Here is a 16,915-nt window from a genome sequence, read left to right on the forward strand (position 1 = left end):
TTCTGCTTCTCCTACGTACGCGTACGATCTGCGTTATTTGTTCAATGCCGCTTTGGACGTACTCCATTTTTTGTTGTAATCGTCGAAAACCGTCTTCATATCTTTGGCGATCGCTTCTTGAATGAATTTGAACGGATCGAACTGCATCTTTTTCTCAATCGCATCCACATCTGTGTTAATCGCCTGTGCTTCCATCATGGCCGGCTTGCTGCTCATGAACTGGTCGAGCTGCGGAATACTTTGCTTTTGATCCTTAATCGGCGAGATGATCATATGATCCGCATAATCCCCGGATTGTTCCAGCATGAATTTGATGAATGCCTTGGCAGCCGGTTTATTTTTGCTTGTTGCGCTAACCGCATAAGCCCAGTCATCGCGCATCATGCCTTTGAACGTTCCGCTGTTGTCGTAAGGCAGTGGAGCAAATCCTATGTCCGTAAGAGGCAGCCCGTTTTTGATCAGGTTGGAGAAGAACCAGTTACCGATGTACATCATCGCGGTTTTTCCGGTTGCGATATCTTTTTGGGTTTGATCCCAGTTCGCGGAATATAGGTCTTTTTCCAGATATCCTTTGTCGCTCAGCTGTTTAAGAATGCCTAAACCTTTGCCATATGGACCCTCCAGCGTGAAAGGCGTATCCGTTTTGATTTTATCGTTTCGAAGACCCGTGTTTCCGTAAATGAATTCAGCCGGATCCGTCCAGTATTGCAGCGTCCATCCATCCTTGAATGAGGTAGCCATCGGGACGATCCCGCTTGCTTTCAGCTTGGCTGAATCCGCAAATAGCTCATCTAGCGTAGTAGGCGGTGACGTGATGCCGGCTTTCTCGAACGCTTTTTTATTGTACACAAGACCGTTAAAAGCCACTTGCTGGGAGATGCCGTACAGCTTGCCATTGAAAGAACTAATTTCTTTGAAATAAATTTTGTCGCTCAGTCCGAGATCGTCCAGCGGCTCATAAAACTTCGGAAGCTCTTCCTGCTTTGTTTTTATCAATGACAATACATCGGGCAACTCATTTGCAGCCATCCTGACCCGCATCGTCTGCTCATAATCTTTCAACCCTTCGATTTTCACATTGACACCCGGGTATAACTTTTTAAAATTATCCACGTACTTTTTCAAATCGGTTTCGACCAGCTCGGTTCTATGGGTCGCCCATGTGATATCCCCTTTAATTTCCCCGTTCTGTCCCGCTGCCGCTTTCCCCGGATCAGGAGCGGTAGTACTCCCGTTCTTTTGAGTGGCTGGCGTACTCGTCTGCGCATTCCCGTCATTCGCCGGCTTTCCGGAACATCCCTCAAGCAACGCTGCAAATGCAGTTATGACCAAAGCAATCGTTAATACTTTTTTCATCCCTTTTCCCCCTGACTATTTGTGGTGGTTCACCTAATTTCATGTTAAGTTAATGCACACTACTTTGAAATGGCGTAGATTTGTTTTTATTATCTAATTTTTGTTTGTTTCATAAAAAAATTTCAATCTTGACAACCATGATTGCGATTACATTTTTTTGATTTCAAAATGATCAAGCTTCGTTTTTGTTGAAATTATTATACTTCGACTTTTAATTACATGTCATATATTCTAACATTTATGTGCATAACATTAAAAAAATCTACCTGCGGCTCAGAAACAGAGCGTACAGGTAGAGTCAAAGGTAGAAAATCGGAATTACCACTTCCGACAACAAATACAATGTGTCTAAGCTGCGCGTAACCCATTTAGCTCTAAATTGCAGCAGCCTCTAGCGCATTAATCATTTTCAACATCCGCTTCAGCAATTTCTCAATATCAGGATAGGCAGCAGCAAATTGCTTTGCTAGCTTGTCAGACTCCTTCCTTTGCACCGAATAAACTGTCGAACTTAAATTGTATTCATCCGCAAAGTCATCATTTGCAGGAAGCATTTGCGTTCTAAACTTCACCAACTTGCAGATCGGCCTTCCTGCCGCCAAGAGATTGTGAGCCTCCGCAACATCGGCGGGGTCCAGCACACGGCGTGCCCCCTTCATCGGATGGCTGCAGACTAGCGCAGCGATCATTTCAGTAAGCTCCGTAAAGTCAGCAATCGAGATGCCCGGACTGGAAACGAAATCGCTGTCGCGTTCTACGAACGTATCCAAACGGCCATAGAGCGCCTTTAGTGAATATAAGGTTTCTCGGATATCTATACCCACATTCGTGTCAAACTCTAAAAGAATATCAATGAATGACTCCGTATTCATGCTAGCCTGAAAGGTTGTTCTTCTTTCAATAACTGCCTCCGCCTTGACAGGTAGAACTAAAAAATTATCTTTACGACCGTATTGCTGCAAGACTCCATTCGATAGCCGACCTTTATAGGAGTGGCCGTCTTCCGATTCCATGTGGAATGTTCTCTTTGCCAGATTCATTGCGGTTAAGCTGCCCTTAACGTGAATAGAAACCTCCGTTATGGTGACTTCATTGATAAACGCGCAACTTCTTTGAACCTGTTGGACGTTCAATTCTGCAGATTTTTGTTCACCGTTAGGCGCAGCCCACTCCATACATACGGAAGCCGGGATTTCCAGCAGTGCGTTAAGAAACCGCTCGTATGCCATGACGGTCCTGACAGGCATCTTCGCAAGCCGTTCCCGAAGGATCTCCAAGTCCCGGGTATCGCTAACCAATTGGGCCATACTGCCTGATGCCCGCGTGGCCGGTGTAATCCCGAAAAGGTCAGCCGTGCCGTACGATGCAAGCCGAATAAAGTTATCTCCGCGCGCCGTCTCATAAAAAGCATTATCACCGAGTATTAAAGCCGACGGCTTCCTTCTACTTTCATTCCATCGGTCATCCAGCGCATAAATGACGCTTTGCAAGGCTTCCACTAATTCGTTAGTCATGCAGTCTTTCGCATCACAAGAGCCGTCCGAAATTGCGAGGTACAAGCTGATCACATCCCGCCCGCTTTGGACTGCTTCCATCACAATTTCCTTCCAAGAATACCCAGACAGTTTTCCCCACCTCATCAATCAAGTGAAAGTAATAACTTAATTATAGAATAATCTCCGAGTCAAACAAAAGATGGCCTAACTATGGATCAATAATGTTCAAATACATAATTTTCCCAACCCAATTACATACTAAAAAAAATCGTTGATTAACGGGATGAGGAATAATGCGGGCATTGCTGAAGTGGCTGATCGACACAAGAAGAAAAACGGTTCCTCAACGAAAGAGTGAACAAGCGGTCCATTCCAATTTGGGGGCTATCAGTCCGGAACTGCCTGTTAATAAGGCGGAACTGAACCGTATCTTTAGTGTGATGACCGATCTGGTCATCCGCGAGTTTACGGTCAAACCATCGGATTCACAAGCAATGATCGTGTACTTGAGCGGTTTGACGGATCTTAATGGGCTAAATAACAATGTACTGTATCCGCTTATGATCGAAGGGACCGTGGACCCCAACCCGACTCAATGGGTAAGCCTAGGCAATGTACAAACCGCGATAACCTGGGATCAGGTGGAGCTTTCCATTCTTCGCGGGGGCAGCGTCCTATTTATCGAAGGGCGGTCAGAAGCGTATTTATTGGATACGCATGGCTGGCCGCAGCGCGCCATTGAAGATCCTCAAATCGAAGCTTCGTTAAAGGGGGCGCATCAAGGCTTCGTCGAAACCGGCACGCAAAACATTGCGATGATTCGCCGCTACATTCAAAATCGCGAATTGAAAAGCAAACAGATGGTAGTCGGTACCCGTGGACAGTCGTTTGTAACCCTTTTGTATTTGGCCGATGTTGTTCACCCGGATGTACTTCAAGAATTGGAGGACCGCATCTCACAGGTGGAGGTCGACGCCATCCTGAATACGGGGGAACTGGCGGAATTTATTGAAGATAATCCGTATTCGCCCTTCCCGCAGTTAATGACAACGGAACGGCCCGATGCAGCAGCTTCGCAAATTTTGCAAGGCAGGATCGCCGTTGTAGTCGACCGCTCTCCGGGAGTATTGATCGGTCCCGCCACCTTTATCTCATTCCTGCAAAGCGTTGACGATTACAGCACCCGCTGGCCGATTGCATCCTTCATCCGTCTGCTGCGGTTTATTGCTTTTTTCATCGCGGTATTTTTGCCTGCGCTATATATTGCCTCCATATCGTACAACATTGAGATTATTCCCCTCAAGGCCATATTGTCTGTCGGAGAATACCGCGCTCGCGTGCCGTTTCCACCGCTTCTTGAGGCATTGCTCATGGAAATTACGCTCGAGCTGCTGCGAGAGTCCGGGATCCGTCTGCCGGCTCCGATCGGACAAACCGTCGGCATCGTCGGGGGGATTGTCATTGGCCAGACTGCCGTTCAAGCCGGCTTTGTTAGCAATATGATGGTTATTGTTGTCGCCTCTACGGCGATCGCTTCGTTTATTATTCCCAGTTTCGATATGGTCGCGGCCATTCGGCTGATCCGCTTTCCGATGATGCTGCTCGCCTCTATGTTCGGCGTCATCGGCATCGCCGTCGGTGCAATGACGCTGATTATCCATTTGATTGCGCTGGAATCGCTCGGGACGCCTTACGGCAGTCCGTTCGCCCCAATGCGTTACAGCGATTGGAAAGATTTTATAATTCGATTTCCGATTTGGACCATGGTGACTCGTCCCAAACTATCCAGGGCAATTCAATCGAGACGACAAGGCCACAAACGGCCTAAAGGTGACGGAAAATGAAAAAATATGCGTTTAACGAAATTACAACGATGCAGTATATTTTTTTGATTAACGGATCACAAGTGGGGATCGGCGTTCTGTCGCTCCCCAGCGATTTGGCGAAGATAGCGGGCACGGATGGCTGGATTTCGATTCTATTTGGCTGGTTGTTATCCATTGCTATCAGCTTAATCATCATCCAAGTCATGAAGAGTTATCCGGAAGGAACGCTGATTGACCTGCTTTCCTTTCATTTTGGAAAGTGGGCTGGGAAAGCGGGAGCGCTGCTATCCGCGGTCTACTTCGCAATCGGCTCGCTTACCGTTACCTACACCGCCTTCGGCATCTTGAAGGCGTGGATTCTTCCCGAAACACCCATGTATATGCTCATGCTTTTGTTCATGATTCCGGGGTATTTACTCGCGAGCCATGGCTTACGCATTATGGCCAGATATACGGAACTGATGTTTTTTCTGATGCTTCTGCTGCTCTTATTCTTCTTGTTCCCGCTTAAAGACAGCCATTTGGTTTATTTATCTCCAGTGCTGAAAGAAGGTTGGATGGACATTTTCCTTGCGGTTAAAACAACATTTTTGTCGTTTTTAGGCTTTGAAAACGCGCTGATGCTGTATCCGTTTTTGACCAAGAAACAGTATGCGTCAGTCGGCATTGTCGTTGCGAATACGCTTTCCTTGCTGTTTTTTCTCGTACCGACAGTCGTCAGCTATGTTCTCTTCAGCCCGGATGAAATAACAAAGATTACATGGCCGACCTTAACCATGTTCCGGGTAGTCGAGTTTTCGTACCTGGAACGCTTTGACATCGTATTTCTCACCATATATCTATTCGTATTGTCAACGACGGCAATTCCGTACGCATTTTTTTCCGTATTCAGTCTCAGCCAGCTTTTCGGCAAACAGGACCATCGCCCTTTTCTTAACGTGGCCGTATTAGCTGTATTAGCCTTCTCGGTCTTTTTCGTTCCGAGCTATGTGCAAGTTCAAAAAATGGGGAAATTGTGGAACAATACCGGTATGGCGTATGCGATCGGACTGCCTCTCTGTTTGTGGGTATACCTACGATTCCGTAAGCTGATTCGCGGGGAGCGAATGACATGAGGCGCCTGCGGTCCGCTTTCTTGATACTGACAGTAGTTGTTTTGCTGACCGGGTGCTGGGACCGGCTGGATTTGGAGGACATGACGCTCACATTAATGGTTGGATTCGATCTGGACGACAAGGACAACTTGATCGTATATGTAGCCAGTCCGGTATTCAGCAAAACAGCCAAGAAGAAGGTGGAAAATTTCGGCGTCAAGGTCAAATCGATCCGACAAGCGAGAGCAAGGCTCGATTCAATGGTAACGGGAATGGCTACTGCAGGGAAATTACAGGTCGTTCTCTTAAGCAAACGGCTGCTGCAGCACGAAGATTGGTTCCCCCTCCTCGATATCGTTTATCGGGACGTCCATTTCAACGTCACCGCGAGGGTGCTAGCCGTTGACGGCCCCGTTGCCGAGATATTCGATTTCGATCCGAAGGACAAGCCGCTTCTGCCCTACCATTTGGCCGAGTTGATCGATACCTCGAATAAACGGAACATCGCAGTGAAACGAACCTTGCAGGATTTACATCGGCAAATGGACGACAAAGGGGTGACCGCTTCCATTACCGAGATCAAGAAAGTAAAAGAGATCGAAGTCAAGGGATCTGCGGTTTTAAACGAAAAAGGAAACTACAAGACATTGCTCCGGCTTCAGGAAAGCGCCTTGCTGCTGTTATTAAAGAGCGAGATGAAAAAAAGTCTATCTCTGACCATTCCGGCGCCAAAACAAGCGAATAGTGGGAGTGTGATCGAGCCGAGGCTCAGCTTTAATGTGCAACATACGTCACCGAAATTTAAAATCTCTTACACGAACGGGAGGTTTGATATCGATGTCAAACTGAAGCTCAACGTATCGATCACGGAACGTACATTTGACATGGACATCAAAGAAAACAACAAAAAATTCGAGGATCACATCGCGAAAGAAATCACCAAAGAAGTCGAAAAATTAATTAAAAAATTCCAAAAAAACGCAATAGATCCGGTCGGTTTCGGGATTTACGCAAGAGGTAGTCAGAACAAGGAATGGAAAAAGGTAGAGAATAACTGGGAGGAAGAGTTTGCCAAAGCCTCCATCCATGTTTCTACGAAAGTAACGATTAAGGGAAAAGGTACTTGGGGATGATGGTGAGGAGCAATTCCATATGAAAACTACAGCGGCTTGGTTGATTATCGGCGCATTTTTCGGAGCCTTTGCAGCCGTTCTTTTCGCAGGACTCTTATTTCTGATGTTTGCGAGACCCCTTATCCAATCGATCGTCGGCCGCTTTACGAAACGGTTAATGTCCGAACGTTACTCGTCCAATATATGGGAAATGGTCACGGCTTTGACGCGGACAAGTCCAATTGCAGTCATCGAAAATAGCTTGCGTGCCGCTTCGGGAATGATTATAGAAAGACCTTTCGGAAGCCCGCGCAAATTTCTGAATTTCGACGGTTTGATTTTTTCTCCCGCCCAGTTGGCTGTACTGCCTGCCCATGAATATGCCGAGGTTGATATGACGGTCACGATCGGACCTAAGGCGATAAAACCGTTAACTTTGGACATTCCGCTGATGGCTGGCGCGATGGGATATGGCATTGGCGTAAGCGAAAAAGTAAAGATTGCGATAGCTAAGGGAACGGCTGCCGTGGGTACGCTGACCAATACGGGAGAGGGCGGTTTTTTGCCCGAAGATCGAGCAGCCGCCAAATATTTAATTATCCAGTATAATTCCGGAACTTGGTCCAAAGAGCCCGAAATTCTCAGACAGGCTGACGCCATTGAAATTCATTTCGGTCAAGGCGCGACCGTCGGCACTGCCAGCTTCATTCCCTCCGAGTATATGCAAGGAAGAGCCAGACAAATCATGAAAGTTAAGAACCAGGATGTGATTGTCATCCCCGCCCGTCACCGGGAGATCCAACAGCCCGAAGAGGATCTCAAGAAGCTTGTCGACAAGCTTCGTCAGATGACGGGCGGCGTACCGATCGGCGTCAAAATTTGCGCAAGCGCCCGAATCGAAGCCGACCTGGATATCATCATTCAGGCTGGAGTTGATTTTATTAGTATTGACGGGGGGCAGGCAGGCACTAAAGGCGGCCCTCCTATCTTGGAGGACGATTTCGGGCTCCCGACCATCTATGCCCTTAGCCGTGCAGTTCGTCACCTGCGCTATCGCGGTGTGAAAGATTCGATCACTCTGCTGTCCGGAGGCGGATATGCGAAACCCGGCGATTGTCTGAAAGCACTTGCGCTTGGAGCTGACGGTATTTTTATGGGGACGGCCTTGCTATGGGCAATGACTCATGATCAAGTTACAAAAGCTATCCCATGGGAGCCTCCCACTCAGCTTACTTTCTATCCCGGCAGTATGGCGGATCAGTTTAATGAGGATGAGGCCGCCGTATATCTACAAAACTTTTTTACTTCCTGCGTTGAAGAAATGAAGTTAGCCATTCGGGCGCTTGGTAAAACGTCCTTGCGGCAAGTAAATGTGGGCGATCTTGTTGCGCTTGACGACTGGACAAGCAAGGTGACTAAAATCCCTCTCGCTTATGATCCTGTAGAAACTGCGCCAAATCCAACCGATAGCGCCGTCCCGGAACATTCGACTATGGCAGCAAAAGCCGAGCCCGCCACCGAGAGTCCGATCCGTAATACGAAAGACTGGTTCTCTGCATTGATGAGAAACCGGTAGTCATTCAATTATACTGATCATGAAGGCGGAGTTGAAATCATGACAGATGTTCAGAAATTGATTAAACCTTTCAGAGCCTGGCAATGGACAATGACACAGACTTGGGAGCACCTATTATTTGCTCATTGGCCTGTTGCGCCCCAGACCATCAGCAAGTTCATTCCCGGTGATTTGGAAATCGATACTTTCGACGGACAAGCATGGATCGGAGTCATTCCTTTCCTGATGAGCGGAATTCGTCTGCGCGCCTTACCTCCTATACCATTGATGTCCGCGTTTCCTGAAATCAATGTTCGTACCTATGTAAAAACCGATCAAGGCTCAGGCGTCTATTTTATCACCTTGGATGCCTCTAACCCTTTTGTCGTCGGCGTAGCCAAGTTATGGTACCGTTTGCCATACTTTTTTGCAGATTTGACCTTTACGCATAAACGGGATTCGATGGAATTTAAGGGACAAAGATTGCCTTTCACCAGGAAAGCAGAGTCATTTTACGGGTTATACGGCCCGGGCTCGGACCCTTTCGTACCTCAGGCAGGAACGCTCGAACATTGGTTGACGGAACGCTATTTCTTTTATTGCTCGAATGCCGGCGGCATTTTTCAAGGAGAAGTGCTCCACGAACCGTGGAAGCTTCAATCTGCCGTTACCATGATCAGCCAGAATACGATGACGCAATCGCTCCATCTTCACCTTCCCGAAACTCCGGCCGTCATGCATTACGCCAGAGGCGTCCAAAGCTTGATCGGACCGATTCGCAAATTCCGCCCTATGTCTGAGACAAGGGAAGAAGCTGCTGGCATTTTGCTGCCATCGGGCTCGCGATCATGAAGAACATCGAATAAAGGACTCCCCCAAGGTCATTCAAGACCTTCAATGCTTCCAGCAGCTTGAAGATCATCGTTGCCGCTTCGGCTCTCGTTGCCGAGTTGCCTGCTCGGATCGTGTAGTCTGCATAACCGTTCAATATTCCAGCGGATGCAAAGGAATAGCCGGGCTGGACTCATCTTTGTCCGGCTTCTGTAATTTCCGCTCCCTGGTTACCACCTTTCCACTGCGCCAGCGAATAATGGCGATTTGCAACGATGGTTTCCATCGTTGCAGGAGTAGGATCAACATCGTAGCGTAGCCGCAACGATGTTTTACATCGCTGTGCGGAGGAGTTCCCGCGCACCAGCGAATAAAGGCGATCTGCAACGATGGTTTCCATCGTTGCAGGGGTAGGATCAACATCGTAGCGTAGCCGCAACGATGTTTTACATCGCTGTGCGGGGAAGTTCCCGCTCAACAGCGAAAGATTAATATGGGGTATCCCATTTTATAAATTTAACCCAAACCTCTTTAACTCAATAAAAATCCCTTCCAATCGTTTACCTTTTTCCGTTAACGTATATTCTACTCGCGGGGGAACCTCCGGAAATACCTTCCTATCCAATACCCCATGATCCTCCAACTCCCTAAGTCTGAGCGAAAGTGTTTTCGGGCTGATCCCTTCCATGGATTTCAGCAGGTCGCTGAATCGCATCGTACCTTCGATAAGCAGATCCCGAATGATTAAAAAGGTCCATTTTGTTCCGATCACGTCAAGTGTCTTGGCAATAGGACAAGGCTCACCTGGTGTTCCTTTGGTCAGTTCTATTGGTTCATTTACGTGCATGTATAGGTCACCACCAAATTTTTTTAATGGATTTACTCCAATCATATCACAACAGTATACTTTCGGAAACTATATGAATTAAATATCACTACTTCCAATAATGAAGTTAATGTATATATAATATCGTTGTGAGTCGTTAAGCTGGATCGACGCGATGCTTCACTGTCAGAGCCTGCTGAACATTCACAGCTTATAAATATAAAGGAGTTGGCTAGAAAATGAAAAACATACTCATCATAAATGGTCACCAAAAATATGGTTCGGCGGAAGGAAAGTTAAACCAAACATTGGTCGATAGCACGGTAAGCTTGTTAAAAGAAAACCATAGCGTAAAAACAACCACCCTTCAAAACGGTTATTCCGTCGAAGAAGAACAAAAGAAATTTATTTGGGCCGATACGATCATTTACCAAACACCCATTTACTGGTTTAGTGTTCCCGGGTTATTGAAAACATACATGGATGAAGTATACGCGTACGGTTTATTTTTCAAGGGTGCAGAGCAATATGGAAGAGGCGGATTATTAACCAGCAAATCTTATATGTTTTCAACAACATGGAATGCGCCTGAAAAAGCGTTTAACGATCCTGCGCAGTTTTTTAAAGGAGATAGCTTGGAAGGAGCACTCAGTCATTTGCATCGCGTACAGGAGTTTCTCGGTATGCAGCCTTTAAAGAGCTTTGCCTGCTACGACGTCATCAAAAATCCGAATATCGATAAATTTGTATCCGAACTCGCTTCCCATCTTAAAGGGATCATATAAATCATAACGTGGAATAAGGAGGAACTCTCATGTTACAAAATCAAAGAATCGTCATTATCGGCGGAAGTTCCGGCATTGGTTTGGAAACAGCTAAACAAGTACAAGCGCTTGGCGCAGATGTGATCATTGCCAGCCGCTCTGAAGATAAATTGCAAAGAGCAAAAGAGATTCTGGGGTCCAAAGCTTCCGTTTATACGCTGGATACGACAGATGAACAGCAAGTGAAATCTTTTTTTGAAAAAGTAGGCCCGTTCGACCATCTGGTCGTCAGCGCAGCGGAAACATCGGGCGGATCATTTCTTCAAACGGACTCAGCCCAGGCGCGACAACTGTTCGAAAATAAATTTTGGGGTCAATATTATGCAGCCAAATACGGAGCAACCCAAATTTCGCCGACCGGCTCAATGACTCTATTCTCCGGCGTTGTCGCCTACAAAGCAATGATTGGTTCATCCGCTCTCGGCGCTGTCAATGCAGCGGTTTCGAATTTGGGCCAAACCTTGGCTTTGGAGCTTGCTCCAATTCGGGTTAATATCGTCTCACCCGGTATTATTGATACGCCGTCGCGAAGTAAAATGCAAGAAGACGCGCGCACTAATTTTTATGCAACGGTGGCAAACAAACTCCCATTGAAACGTGTTGGAAAAGCGGAAGATGTAGCGCAAAGCGTACTCTACTTGATCCAAAATAGTTTCGTTACCGGAACCGTTCTCCATGTGGAAGGCGGGCACATTTTAACATAGTGGCATGCGGATCTACCTGCAAAACAATAAAAGATTGCCAACCCTATGGCCAGGAAGGCCGAATAGGAGGCAATCTTTTCCGATTCAACAATATATCTTCATTGATGTTTATTTAATTACAATTGTCGAGACTACTTGGTTGCTTCCCTGCAGCGCGATAGAGTGATTTTGTACAAGCTGTGACATATCTCCGGAAATCGTTACAGCAGGCGAAACACTGTATACAACTGTCTGAACGCTATTGTCGGAATTCACTTGATTTATTGATATGGTTGAAATTTTCCCTTGGCTATCCAGCGTTATGCTGTTCAAAGTGCCAGACACATTCAAATTCTGAACTTGACCGGTGCTTTTCACTTCAATAAGATAAACAGAATTATTGGCGGAGTAAGCATCCACCACATCCCCGGCTTGAAGTGCTGATGCGCTGACTTGCAACCCGTTACGGTAAATATTTGCATTTGGATTCAAATTAAGGGTTACCGTTTGTCCGGCACTATTCGTCACGGTTAATACATTGTTGTTCACAGCGGTGATTACCGTTCCTGTAACTAAGCCATTATCGGTAATCTGAGATGCTGTGCCGCCAGCCGGCTGCGTTACTTCCACGGAAACCACAGCATTATTGTAGGATCTGGTGCTTACCACATCCCCTATTTGCAGTGCAGATGCACTGACTTGTGTGCCGTTGCGGTAAATGAACGTATTCGGGCTAAGCGTTAGATTTACGGTTTGCCCATTACTGGAAATTGTCAACACGTTATTGATCACTAAGGCAGTTACCGAGCCGGTTGTTACCCCGTTATTGGTGTCCGATGTGGAACCGACAGGCTGAGTCACTTCAACAAAGATGACATTGTTGTTATAAGATCGCGTTTTCACCACATCTCCCGCTTGAAGTGCAGACGCACTAGTCTGTACGCCACCGCGATATATGAATGCGTTGGGGTCCAATGTTACAGTCTCCGTTTGTCCGGCATTCGTGAGTTGCAGCACGTTGTTATTAATAGCAACGACTGTACCTGTTACCAATCCATCATTACTGTTTGGCAGCTGATCGCCGGCACGGTCGAGCAATGCAGCTATTTGCGCGCGCGTAACCAATTGATTCGGACGGAACGTATTATCTTCAAAGCCGTTCACAAGTCCTTTTTCAATTGCAACTTCTACGTAGCCGACAGCCCCAGCAGGAATCTTATTCGAATCCGTAAAAGGCAGCTGTACATTCATTTTCGCTTCGGCTTCACTTTGAAGACCGAGTGCCTTAACCAGCAGCGTTGTCGCCCAAATTCGGTTAGCTGCTTGGCCAGGGTTCACCAAATCATCTGATTCTGCGAATAGATTGTTCTCAACAGCTGTTGCCACATAGCCGACTGCCCAGGAGGGTACCAGATCGGCGTCTTTGAAATTCAAATGCGCTTGCATTTTAGCACTCGATTCAGCTGTATTTCGCAGACCCATCAAGCGTACGGCTGCAGTAATAGCTTCAATTCGGGTGACTGAATTCTTCGGCTGAAACGTTCCGTCCGAGTAGCCGTCAAAGATTTGCCTATTAGCTAGATCAGCTATGTACTGCGAAGCCCATTGTACATCATTCCCCAACATGTCACTAAAGTTAAGCCTTAAATTGAAGTTGCCTTTTCCATTTTTCATATAATTATGAGTATTATTATCATACTTGTAATTATCATAGTCTTTGGCAAATGCCGCTGTGCCTGTACCCAAGATCATGCTGAGCGTTAGACCTGAAACAACAAATTTTTTCATCCAATTTTTGTCCATTGATTCATTATCTCCTTTAAACCTATTAGTGTATTATGATTTGCATAGAAAGCTGCGCCTACTGCAGGGAAGATTCAGATCTCAACTGACTTTCATTTTTGTTTTCTATCACCTCTCAATCCCTTCAATTTCTTACACTTTGAATTATATTCCCTGTCTATGAATTCTGTTTGAACAGAAGCTTAACACGGAATAAATGTTAACTTAAAATCACATGAATAGAGTCGAGTCCTAATGATCGGTTACTACTAGGCACCGAGAGGGCGGGGTAAGATGTAGATGATATACTACGATATAAACAAAAATCGGCTCGTTCGCAATGTGCGAACATGAGCCGATTTTTTCTCAACAAATTGCTTCAATTATTGTTAAATACCATCAGCGAATCGTTTTCGAAGCTCTTCAGTATTTTCTGTCATAGCTTTGCAGCTTTTTCAGGAATGTTTCCGCAGTCACATAGGGCATACCGACATTCAAACGGTATATTTCTCTGCTATCCCCCGAATTAATATCTTCTTTGGTGGTAAAGAAATAACGAAAACCCAACTGCTCCGCCTCATTGATAACCGACTGATTATAATCCCCAAAATGGAAACATAGCATGGAAAACTTATTGTCGAGCTCGGTTTTTAACAGGACTTCACCCGCCAGAAGATCATCGCGGACTCTTTTCCTCCGTTCCTCTTCAGTCTCCAATCGCTGTTCCGGTTCCAGAAATATACGATTCGTCAGTATCGGTACCGTGTTTCCTGCATCATCCTTCCTTTTTCGATGAAGATTAAACGTATGCGAATAAAAACTAAATCCTTCGAGTTTCATTTCTTTCAATTGATTCCAGGTCAAAAATGGCAACGCAGGGTAATCGGAATCGATATAACTCACAACGACAAAATTAGTTGCCGCGTAGCCTTGCTTTTTAAGTAAGGGGTATGCCTTCTCATAAAATGACCGGTAGCCGTCATCAAAAGTAATGACGACAGCATTCGGCGGTATGGACTTCTGATGCTCCTGAAAACAAACATACGCTTCGATGGGGATCACATTATAATGATTTTCTTTTAACACCTGCAGATGCTGATTAAATTTCATCGGGGAAATCGTCACGAAGGACTCCTTTTCATCCAAATGATGGTACGTGAGGAAAAGAGCCTTATTCGTATAATGAATTACCTTCGTATCTATTTGCATCCAAGATCCTATAACAAGAAACATGCAGATGATCGCAATTTTCACTGGCCCCACTCCTCCCCCTTTTACTATAAATAATTTTGGAGCAGTGAATATGCCACTAATTTATTGCAGATTGTCTTAAATTATGGCTATGTTAAATCTATATGTTGATTTCCAGCCAAAAATATAACCGCCCTGTTAAGGGCGGTTTATTGTTGGATGCTGCTCCATCCGCTTACATCACATTGTCCATTATCATTATCACCCACAGCCACCACCGTACCGTCAGATTTAAGTCCGAGAGTATGGGCACACCCCGCCGCAACAGCCCTAATGTCGTGCCAACCACTTACATCGCATTGGCCATGCTTATTCAAACCCATAGCCACCACCGTACCGTCAGATTTAAGACCCACGGTATGATAACTACCCGCCGCAACTGCTACAATATCGCGCCAGTCGCTTACATTGCATTGATCATGCTTATTCCAACCCACAGCCGTAACCTTGCCATCCAATTTAAGCCCAACAGTATGAAGATACCCCGCCGAAACAGTCACCATATCGCACCAGTCGCTTACATTGCATTGGCGATACTTATTGTTACCCACTGCCGTTACCGTTCCGTCTAATTTTAGACCGACTGTATGCCAGTCACCCGCCGTGACCGCTACAATATCATGCCAGCCGCTTACGTCGCATTCACCTTCATTATTTCGACCCACAGCCACCACCGTGCCATCCGATTTAACCCCAATGGTACGGCACCAACCTGCCGCAACTGCTACAATATCGCGCCAGTCGTTGACATCGCATTGGGCATGCTTATTCCAACCCACAGCCGTAACCGTGCCATCCAATTTAAGACCGATTGTATGAGCATTACCCGTGTTCGTCGCCATATGAACATTACCAGCAACAACCGCGACGATATGGCACCAATCGCTTACATTACATTGACCGTATTTATTATCACCCACTGCCGTTACCGTTCCGTCAGTTTTAAGACCAACGGTATGACGACGACCCGCCGCTATGGTATCGTTACGCAATTGTTCCGTCTCAAACACCGCTTCCTTCCGTGAAATGTAGTCCATATTTTCCTCCACAAATTAAAAATTCCTGCCTGTCCCTCCGTTTAGCTCAACAGTAAGTCATCCGTCGAAGTCTGGCGTTCGTATCTTTCACAGAAAACAGGCATGAAGACACCAACATGTTTTTCTTATTCGACGTTGTATTCTCATACTCCTTGCTGTCGAGATAGCGGAACCACGCCAAGTAATGCTCCAGGTACTTTGTTGACACCCCGTTGAAACGGTCCATCCATCGTTTCAGTCGGCTATGGTAGCTGTTGACGTTCTGGATATGATACACACCTTTGACGCGCTGTTTCCCATCGGATTTGAAACGATAATGTGCCAAACCCTTTTGATTGGCATAGGAACTGAATGCCCGCCAGGAATCCGTGCAAAGCACATTGGAGTTTGAAAGGTGAGACCCAATTGCTTCATCCAGTTTCGTGGTGCGAATGCGCCCGCGTCCAAGAACGCCTGAGAAGGTCATCTTCTGACGGTCTCGGGCGACCAGCACACAGATTTGGTCGTTGCTGATACCTCGGTGCTTCGCTTTTCCCCTGCGCTTTCGCGGCTTGCGCTCGGTTATGTTCCGCCTGCCCTTTTCCGAGTACAGGAAGTAGGTCTCGTCCATTTCGACAATACCGTGGAATGCATCAGTTGGAACCTGCTTTAACGCAGCGAGAATTTTATGCCGCCAGTAAAACAAGGTCACGAATGAAACCTCTTCATACATCAGTTCGGCGCATTTTCGCAGCGAGAATCCTTCAATCATCAGTTCTATAAAACGAACCCATAGATGAGGTCGCCGCGTCCGCTGGAGAGGCGTATTTGTCAGGTCATTGAACGTTTGGAGGCAAGATTTGCAGCGATAACGCTGACGCTTTACCTCGCCAGCTCGTGTTGTAATTGTGTACTTTCCGATGCGAACAACGGTATGACTATGGCAATGGGGGCAAACCAGCCCGTCTTTATGCTTTTGTTCATGAATTTCATCTATCACTCGGTTAGGTGCCGCACCGTTGGTTCCTGACTGCAAAGAGAGAATAAGCTGTTGCTTGTCCTTACTGTCCAAGCCCTTGGCCAGTTTTATCAGTTCCTTTAAATCCATAGGGTAATCAGCTCCGAGTCATATGATTACCCTCATTATAGAACGAATGTTCGCTTTATTCAAATATCAACATCAACATTCAAGATAATCATAGCCTAATTATAAATCGCAGAAAAACCGTCAGGGTACAATCCCTAACGGTTCCTAAAGTTCTG

Annotated in this window: 15 protein-coding genes; 7 read left to right on the forward strand and 8 right to left on the reverse strand. The window is 46.2% G+C overall.

Annotated elements, in window-relative coordinates:
- Positions 1-33 precede the first annotated feature (33 nt).
- Together ACFQZT_RS04350 and ACFQZT_RS04355 are read right to left on the reverse strand one after the other, a co-directional pair.
- Positions 34-1,356 (reverse strand): ABC transporter substrate-binding protein, encoded by a 1,323-nt coding sequence (locus ACFQZT_RS04350; RefSeq protein WP_379296902.1) that lies wholly within the window; start codon positions 1,354-1,356, stop codon positions 34-36.
- Positions 1,357-1,730: 374 nt separating this feature from the next.
- The gene (locus ACFQZT_RS04355) at positions 1,731-2,951 is read right to left on the reverse strand and encodes a hypothetical protein (RefSeq protein ID WP_379296904.1); all 1,221 of its coding nucleotides are present in this window, start codon (positions 2,949-2,951) and stop codon (positions 1,731-1,733) included.
- 194 nt (positions 2,952-3,145) lie between these two features.
- On the opposite strand from ACFQZT_RS04355, the gene ACFQZT_RS04360 reads away from it, so the two are divergent.
- Genes ACFQZT_RS04360 through ACFQZT_RS04380 form a run of 5 tightly spaced genes read left to right on the forward strand, consistent with a single transcriptional unit; the run spans position 3,146 to position 9,291 of the window.
- Positions 3,146-4,696 (forward strand): spore germination protein, encoded by a 1,551-nt coding sequence (locus ACFQZT_RS04360; protein ID WP_379296906.1) that lies wholly within the window; start codon positions 3,146-3,148, stop codon positions 4,694-4,696.
- Complete coding sequence (locus ACFQZT_RS04365; RefSeq protein WP_379296908.1) at positions 4,693-5,793, forward strand: GerAB/ArcD/ProY family transporter; 1,101 nt, start codon at positions 4,693-4,695, stop codon at positions 5,791-5,793. Before ACFQZT_RS04360 ends, ACFQZT_RS04365 begins: the two co-directional genes overlap by 4 nt.
- On the forward strand, positions 5,790-6,905 hold the full coding sequence (locus tag ACFQZT_RS04370; protein WP_379296910.1) for a Ger(x)C family spore germination protein: 1,116 nt from the start codon (positions 5,790-5,792) through the stop codon (positions 6,903-6,905). The genes ACFQZT_RS04365 and ACFQZT_RS04370 overlap by 4 nt, the downstream gene beginning before the upstream one ends.
- A 19-nt stretch (positions 6,906-6,924) precedes the next feature.
- Complete coding sequence (locus tag ACFQZT_RS04375; RefSeq protein ID WP_379296912.1) at positions 6,925-8,460, forward strand: FMN-binding glutamate synthase family protein; 1,536 nt, start codon at positions 6,925-6,927, stop codon at positions 8,458-8,460.
- A gap of 39 nt (positions 8,461-8,499) precedes the next feature.
- The gene (locus ACFQZT_RS04380; RefSeq protein ID WP_379296915.1) at positions 8,500-9,291 is read left to right on the forward strand and encodes a YqjF family protein; all 792 of its coding nucleotides are present in this window, start codon (positions 8,500-8,502) and stop codon (positions 9,289-9,291) included.
- Here ACFQZT_RS04380 and ACFQZT_RS04385 read toward each other — a convergent pair.
- Both ACFQZT_RS04385 and ACFQZT_RS04390 read right to left on the reverse strand, forming a co-directional pair.
- Positions 9,230-9,427, reverse strand: a complete 198-nt coding sequence (locus tag ACFQZT_RS04385) for a hypothetical protein (RefSeq protein ID WP_379296917.1) — start codon at positions 9,425-9,427, stop codon at positions 9,230-9,232. The genes ACFQZT_RS04380 and ACFQZT_RS04385 overlap by 62 nt on opposite strands.
- 351 nt (positions 9,428-9,778) lie before the next feature.
- The gene (locus ACFQZT_RS04390; protein WP_379296919.1) at positions 9,779-10,117 is read right to left on the reverse strand and encodes a winged helix-turn-helix transcriptional regulator; all 339 of its coding nucleotides are present in this window, start codon (positions 10,115-10,117) and stop codon (positions 9,779-9,781) included.
- Between the two features lie 218 nt (positions 10,118-10,335).
- Between ACFQZT_RS04390 and ACFQZT_RS04395 the strand changes: the two genes are divergently transcribed.
- Both ACFQZT_RS04395 and ACFQZT_RS04400 read left to right on the forward strand, forming a co-directional pair.
- Positions 10,336-10,881, forward strand: coding sequence for an NAD(P)H-dependent oxidoreductase (locus ACFQZT_RS04395; protein WP_379296921.1), 546 nt, complete (start codon positions 10,336-10,338; stop codon positions 10,879-10,881).
- Positions 10,882-10,910: 29 nt separating this feature from the next.
- On the forward strand, positions 10,911-11,624 hold the full coding sequence (locus tag ACFQZT_RS04400) for an SDR family oxidoreductase (protein WP_379296923.1): 714 nt from the start codon (positions 10,911-10,913) through the stop codon (positions 11,622-11,624).
- 108 nt (positions 11,625-11,732) lie between these two features.
- Here ACFQZT_RS04400 and ACFQZT_RS04405 read toward each other — a convergent pair whose 3' ends face one another.
- The 4 genes from ACFQZT_RS04405 to ACFQZT_RS04420 all read right to left on the reverse strand — a co-directional run bounded on the left by ACFQZT_RS04405 (position 11,733) and on the right by ACFQZT_RS04420 (position 16,760).
- Positions 11,733-13,406 (reverse strand): S-layer homology domain-containing protein, encoded by a 1,674-nt coding sequence (locus tag ACFQZT_RS04405; protein ID WP_379296925.1) that lies wholly within the window; start codon positions 13,404-13,406, stop codon positions 11,733-11,735.
- Positions 13,407-13,808: 402 nt separating this feature from the next.
- The gene (locus tag ACFQZT_RS04410) at positions 13,809-14,639 is read right to left on the reverse strand and encodes a polysaccharide deacetylase family protein (protein WP_379296927.1); all 831 of its coding nucleotides are present in this window, start codon (positions 14,637-14,639) and stop codon (positions 13,809-13,811) included.
- Between the two features lie 146 nt (positions 14,640-14,785).
- The gene (locus ACFQZT_RS04415; RefSeq protein WP_379296929.1) at positions 14,786-15,673 is read right to left on the reverse strand and encodes an RCC1 domain-containing protein; all 888 of its coding nucleotides are present in this window, start codon (positions 15,671-15,673) and stop codon (positions 14,786-14,788) included.
- A 46-nt stretch (positions 15,674-15,719) separates the two neighbouring features.
- Entirely contained in the window at positions 15,720-16,760 is a 1,041-nt protein-coding gene (locus tag ACFQZT_RS04420) for an IS1595 family transposase (RefSeq protein WP_379296931.1), read from the reverse strand.
- Between the last annotated feature and the right edge of the window lie 155 nt (positions 16,761-16,915).

Origin of the sequence: Paenibacillus sp. GCM10027628 (assembly GCF_042676385.1) — a bacterium.
In the GTDB taxonomy this organism is placed as follows: Bacteria; Bacillota; Bacilli; order Paenibacillales; family NBRC-103111; genus Paenibacillus_E.

Coding starts and splice junctions, on each gene's coding strand:
- ACFQZT_RS04350 (WP_379296902.1), bottom strand. CDS start 1,356: ATGAAAAAAGTATTAACGATTGCTTTGGTCATAACTGCATTTGCAGCG.
- ACFQZT_RS04415 (WP_379296929.1), bottom strand. CDS start 15,673: ATGGACTACATTTCACGGAAGGAAGCGGTGTTTGAGACGGAACAATTG.
- ACFQZT_RS04400 (WP_379296923.1), top strand. CDS start 10,911: ATGTTACAAAATCAAAGAATCGTCATTATCGGCGGAAGTTCCGGCATT.
- ACFQZT_RS04375 (WP_379296912.1), top strand. CDS start 6,925: ATGAAAACTACAGCGGCTTGGTTGATTATCGGCGCATTTTTCGGAGCC.
- ACFQZT_RS04360 (WP_379296906.1), top strand. CDS start 3,146: ATGCGGGCATTGCTGAAGTGGCTGATCGACACAAGAAGAAAAACGGTT.
- ACFQZT_RS04370 (WP_379296910.1), top strand. CDS start 5,790: ATGAGGCGCCTGCGGTCCGCTTTCTTGATACTGACAGTAGTTGTTTTG.
- ACFQZT_RS04380 (WP_379296915.1), top strand. CDS start 8,500: ATGACAGATGTTCAGAAATTGATTAAACCTTTCAGAGCCTGGCAATGG.
- ACFQZT_RS04395 (WP_379296921.1), top strand. CDS start 10,336: ATGAAAAACATACTCATCATAAATGGTCACCAAAAATATGGTTCGGCG.
- ACFQZT_RS04390 (WP_379296919.1), bottom strand. CDS start 10,117: ATGCACGTAAATGAACCAATAGAACTGACCAAAGGAACACCAGGTGAG.
- ACFQZT_RS04420 (WP_379296931.1), bottom strand. CDS start 16,760: ATGGATTTAAAGGAACTGATAAAACTGGCCAAGGGCTTGGACAGTAAG.
- ACFQZT_RS04355 (WP_379296904.1), bottom strand. CDS start 2,951: ATGGAAGCAGTCCAAAGCGGGCGGGATGTGATCAGCTTGTACCTCGCA.
- ACFQZT_RS04405 (WP_379296925.1), bottom strand. CDS start 13,406: ATGGACAAAAATTGGATGAAAAAATTTGTTGTTTCAGGTCTAACGCTC.
- ACFQZT_RS04365 (WP_379296908.1), top strand. CDS start 4,693: ATGAAAAAATATGCGTTTAACGAAATTACAACGATGCAGTATATTTTT.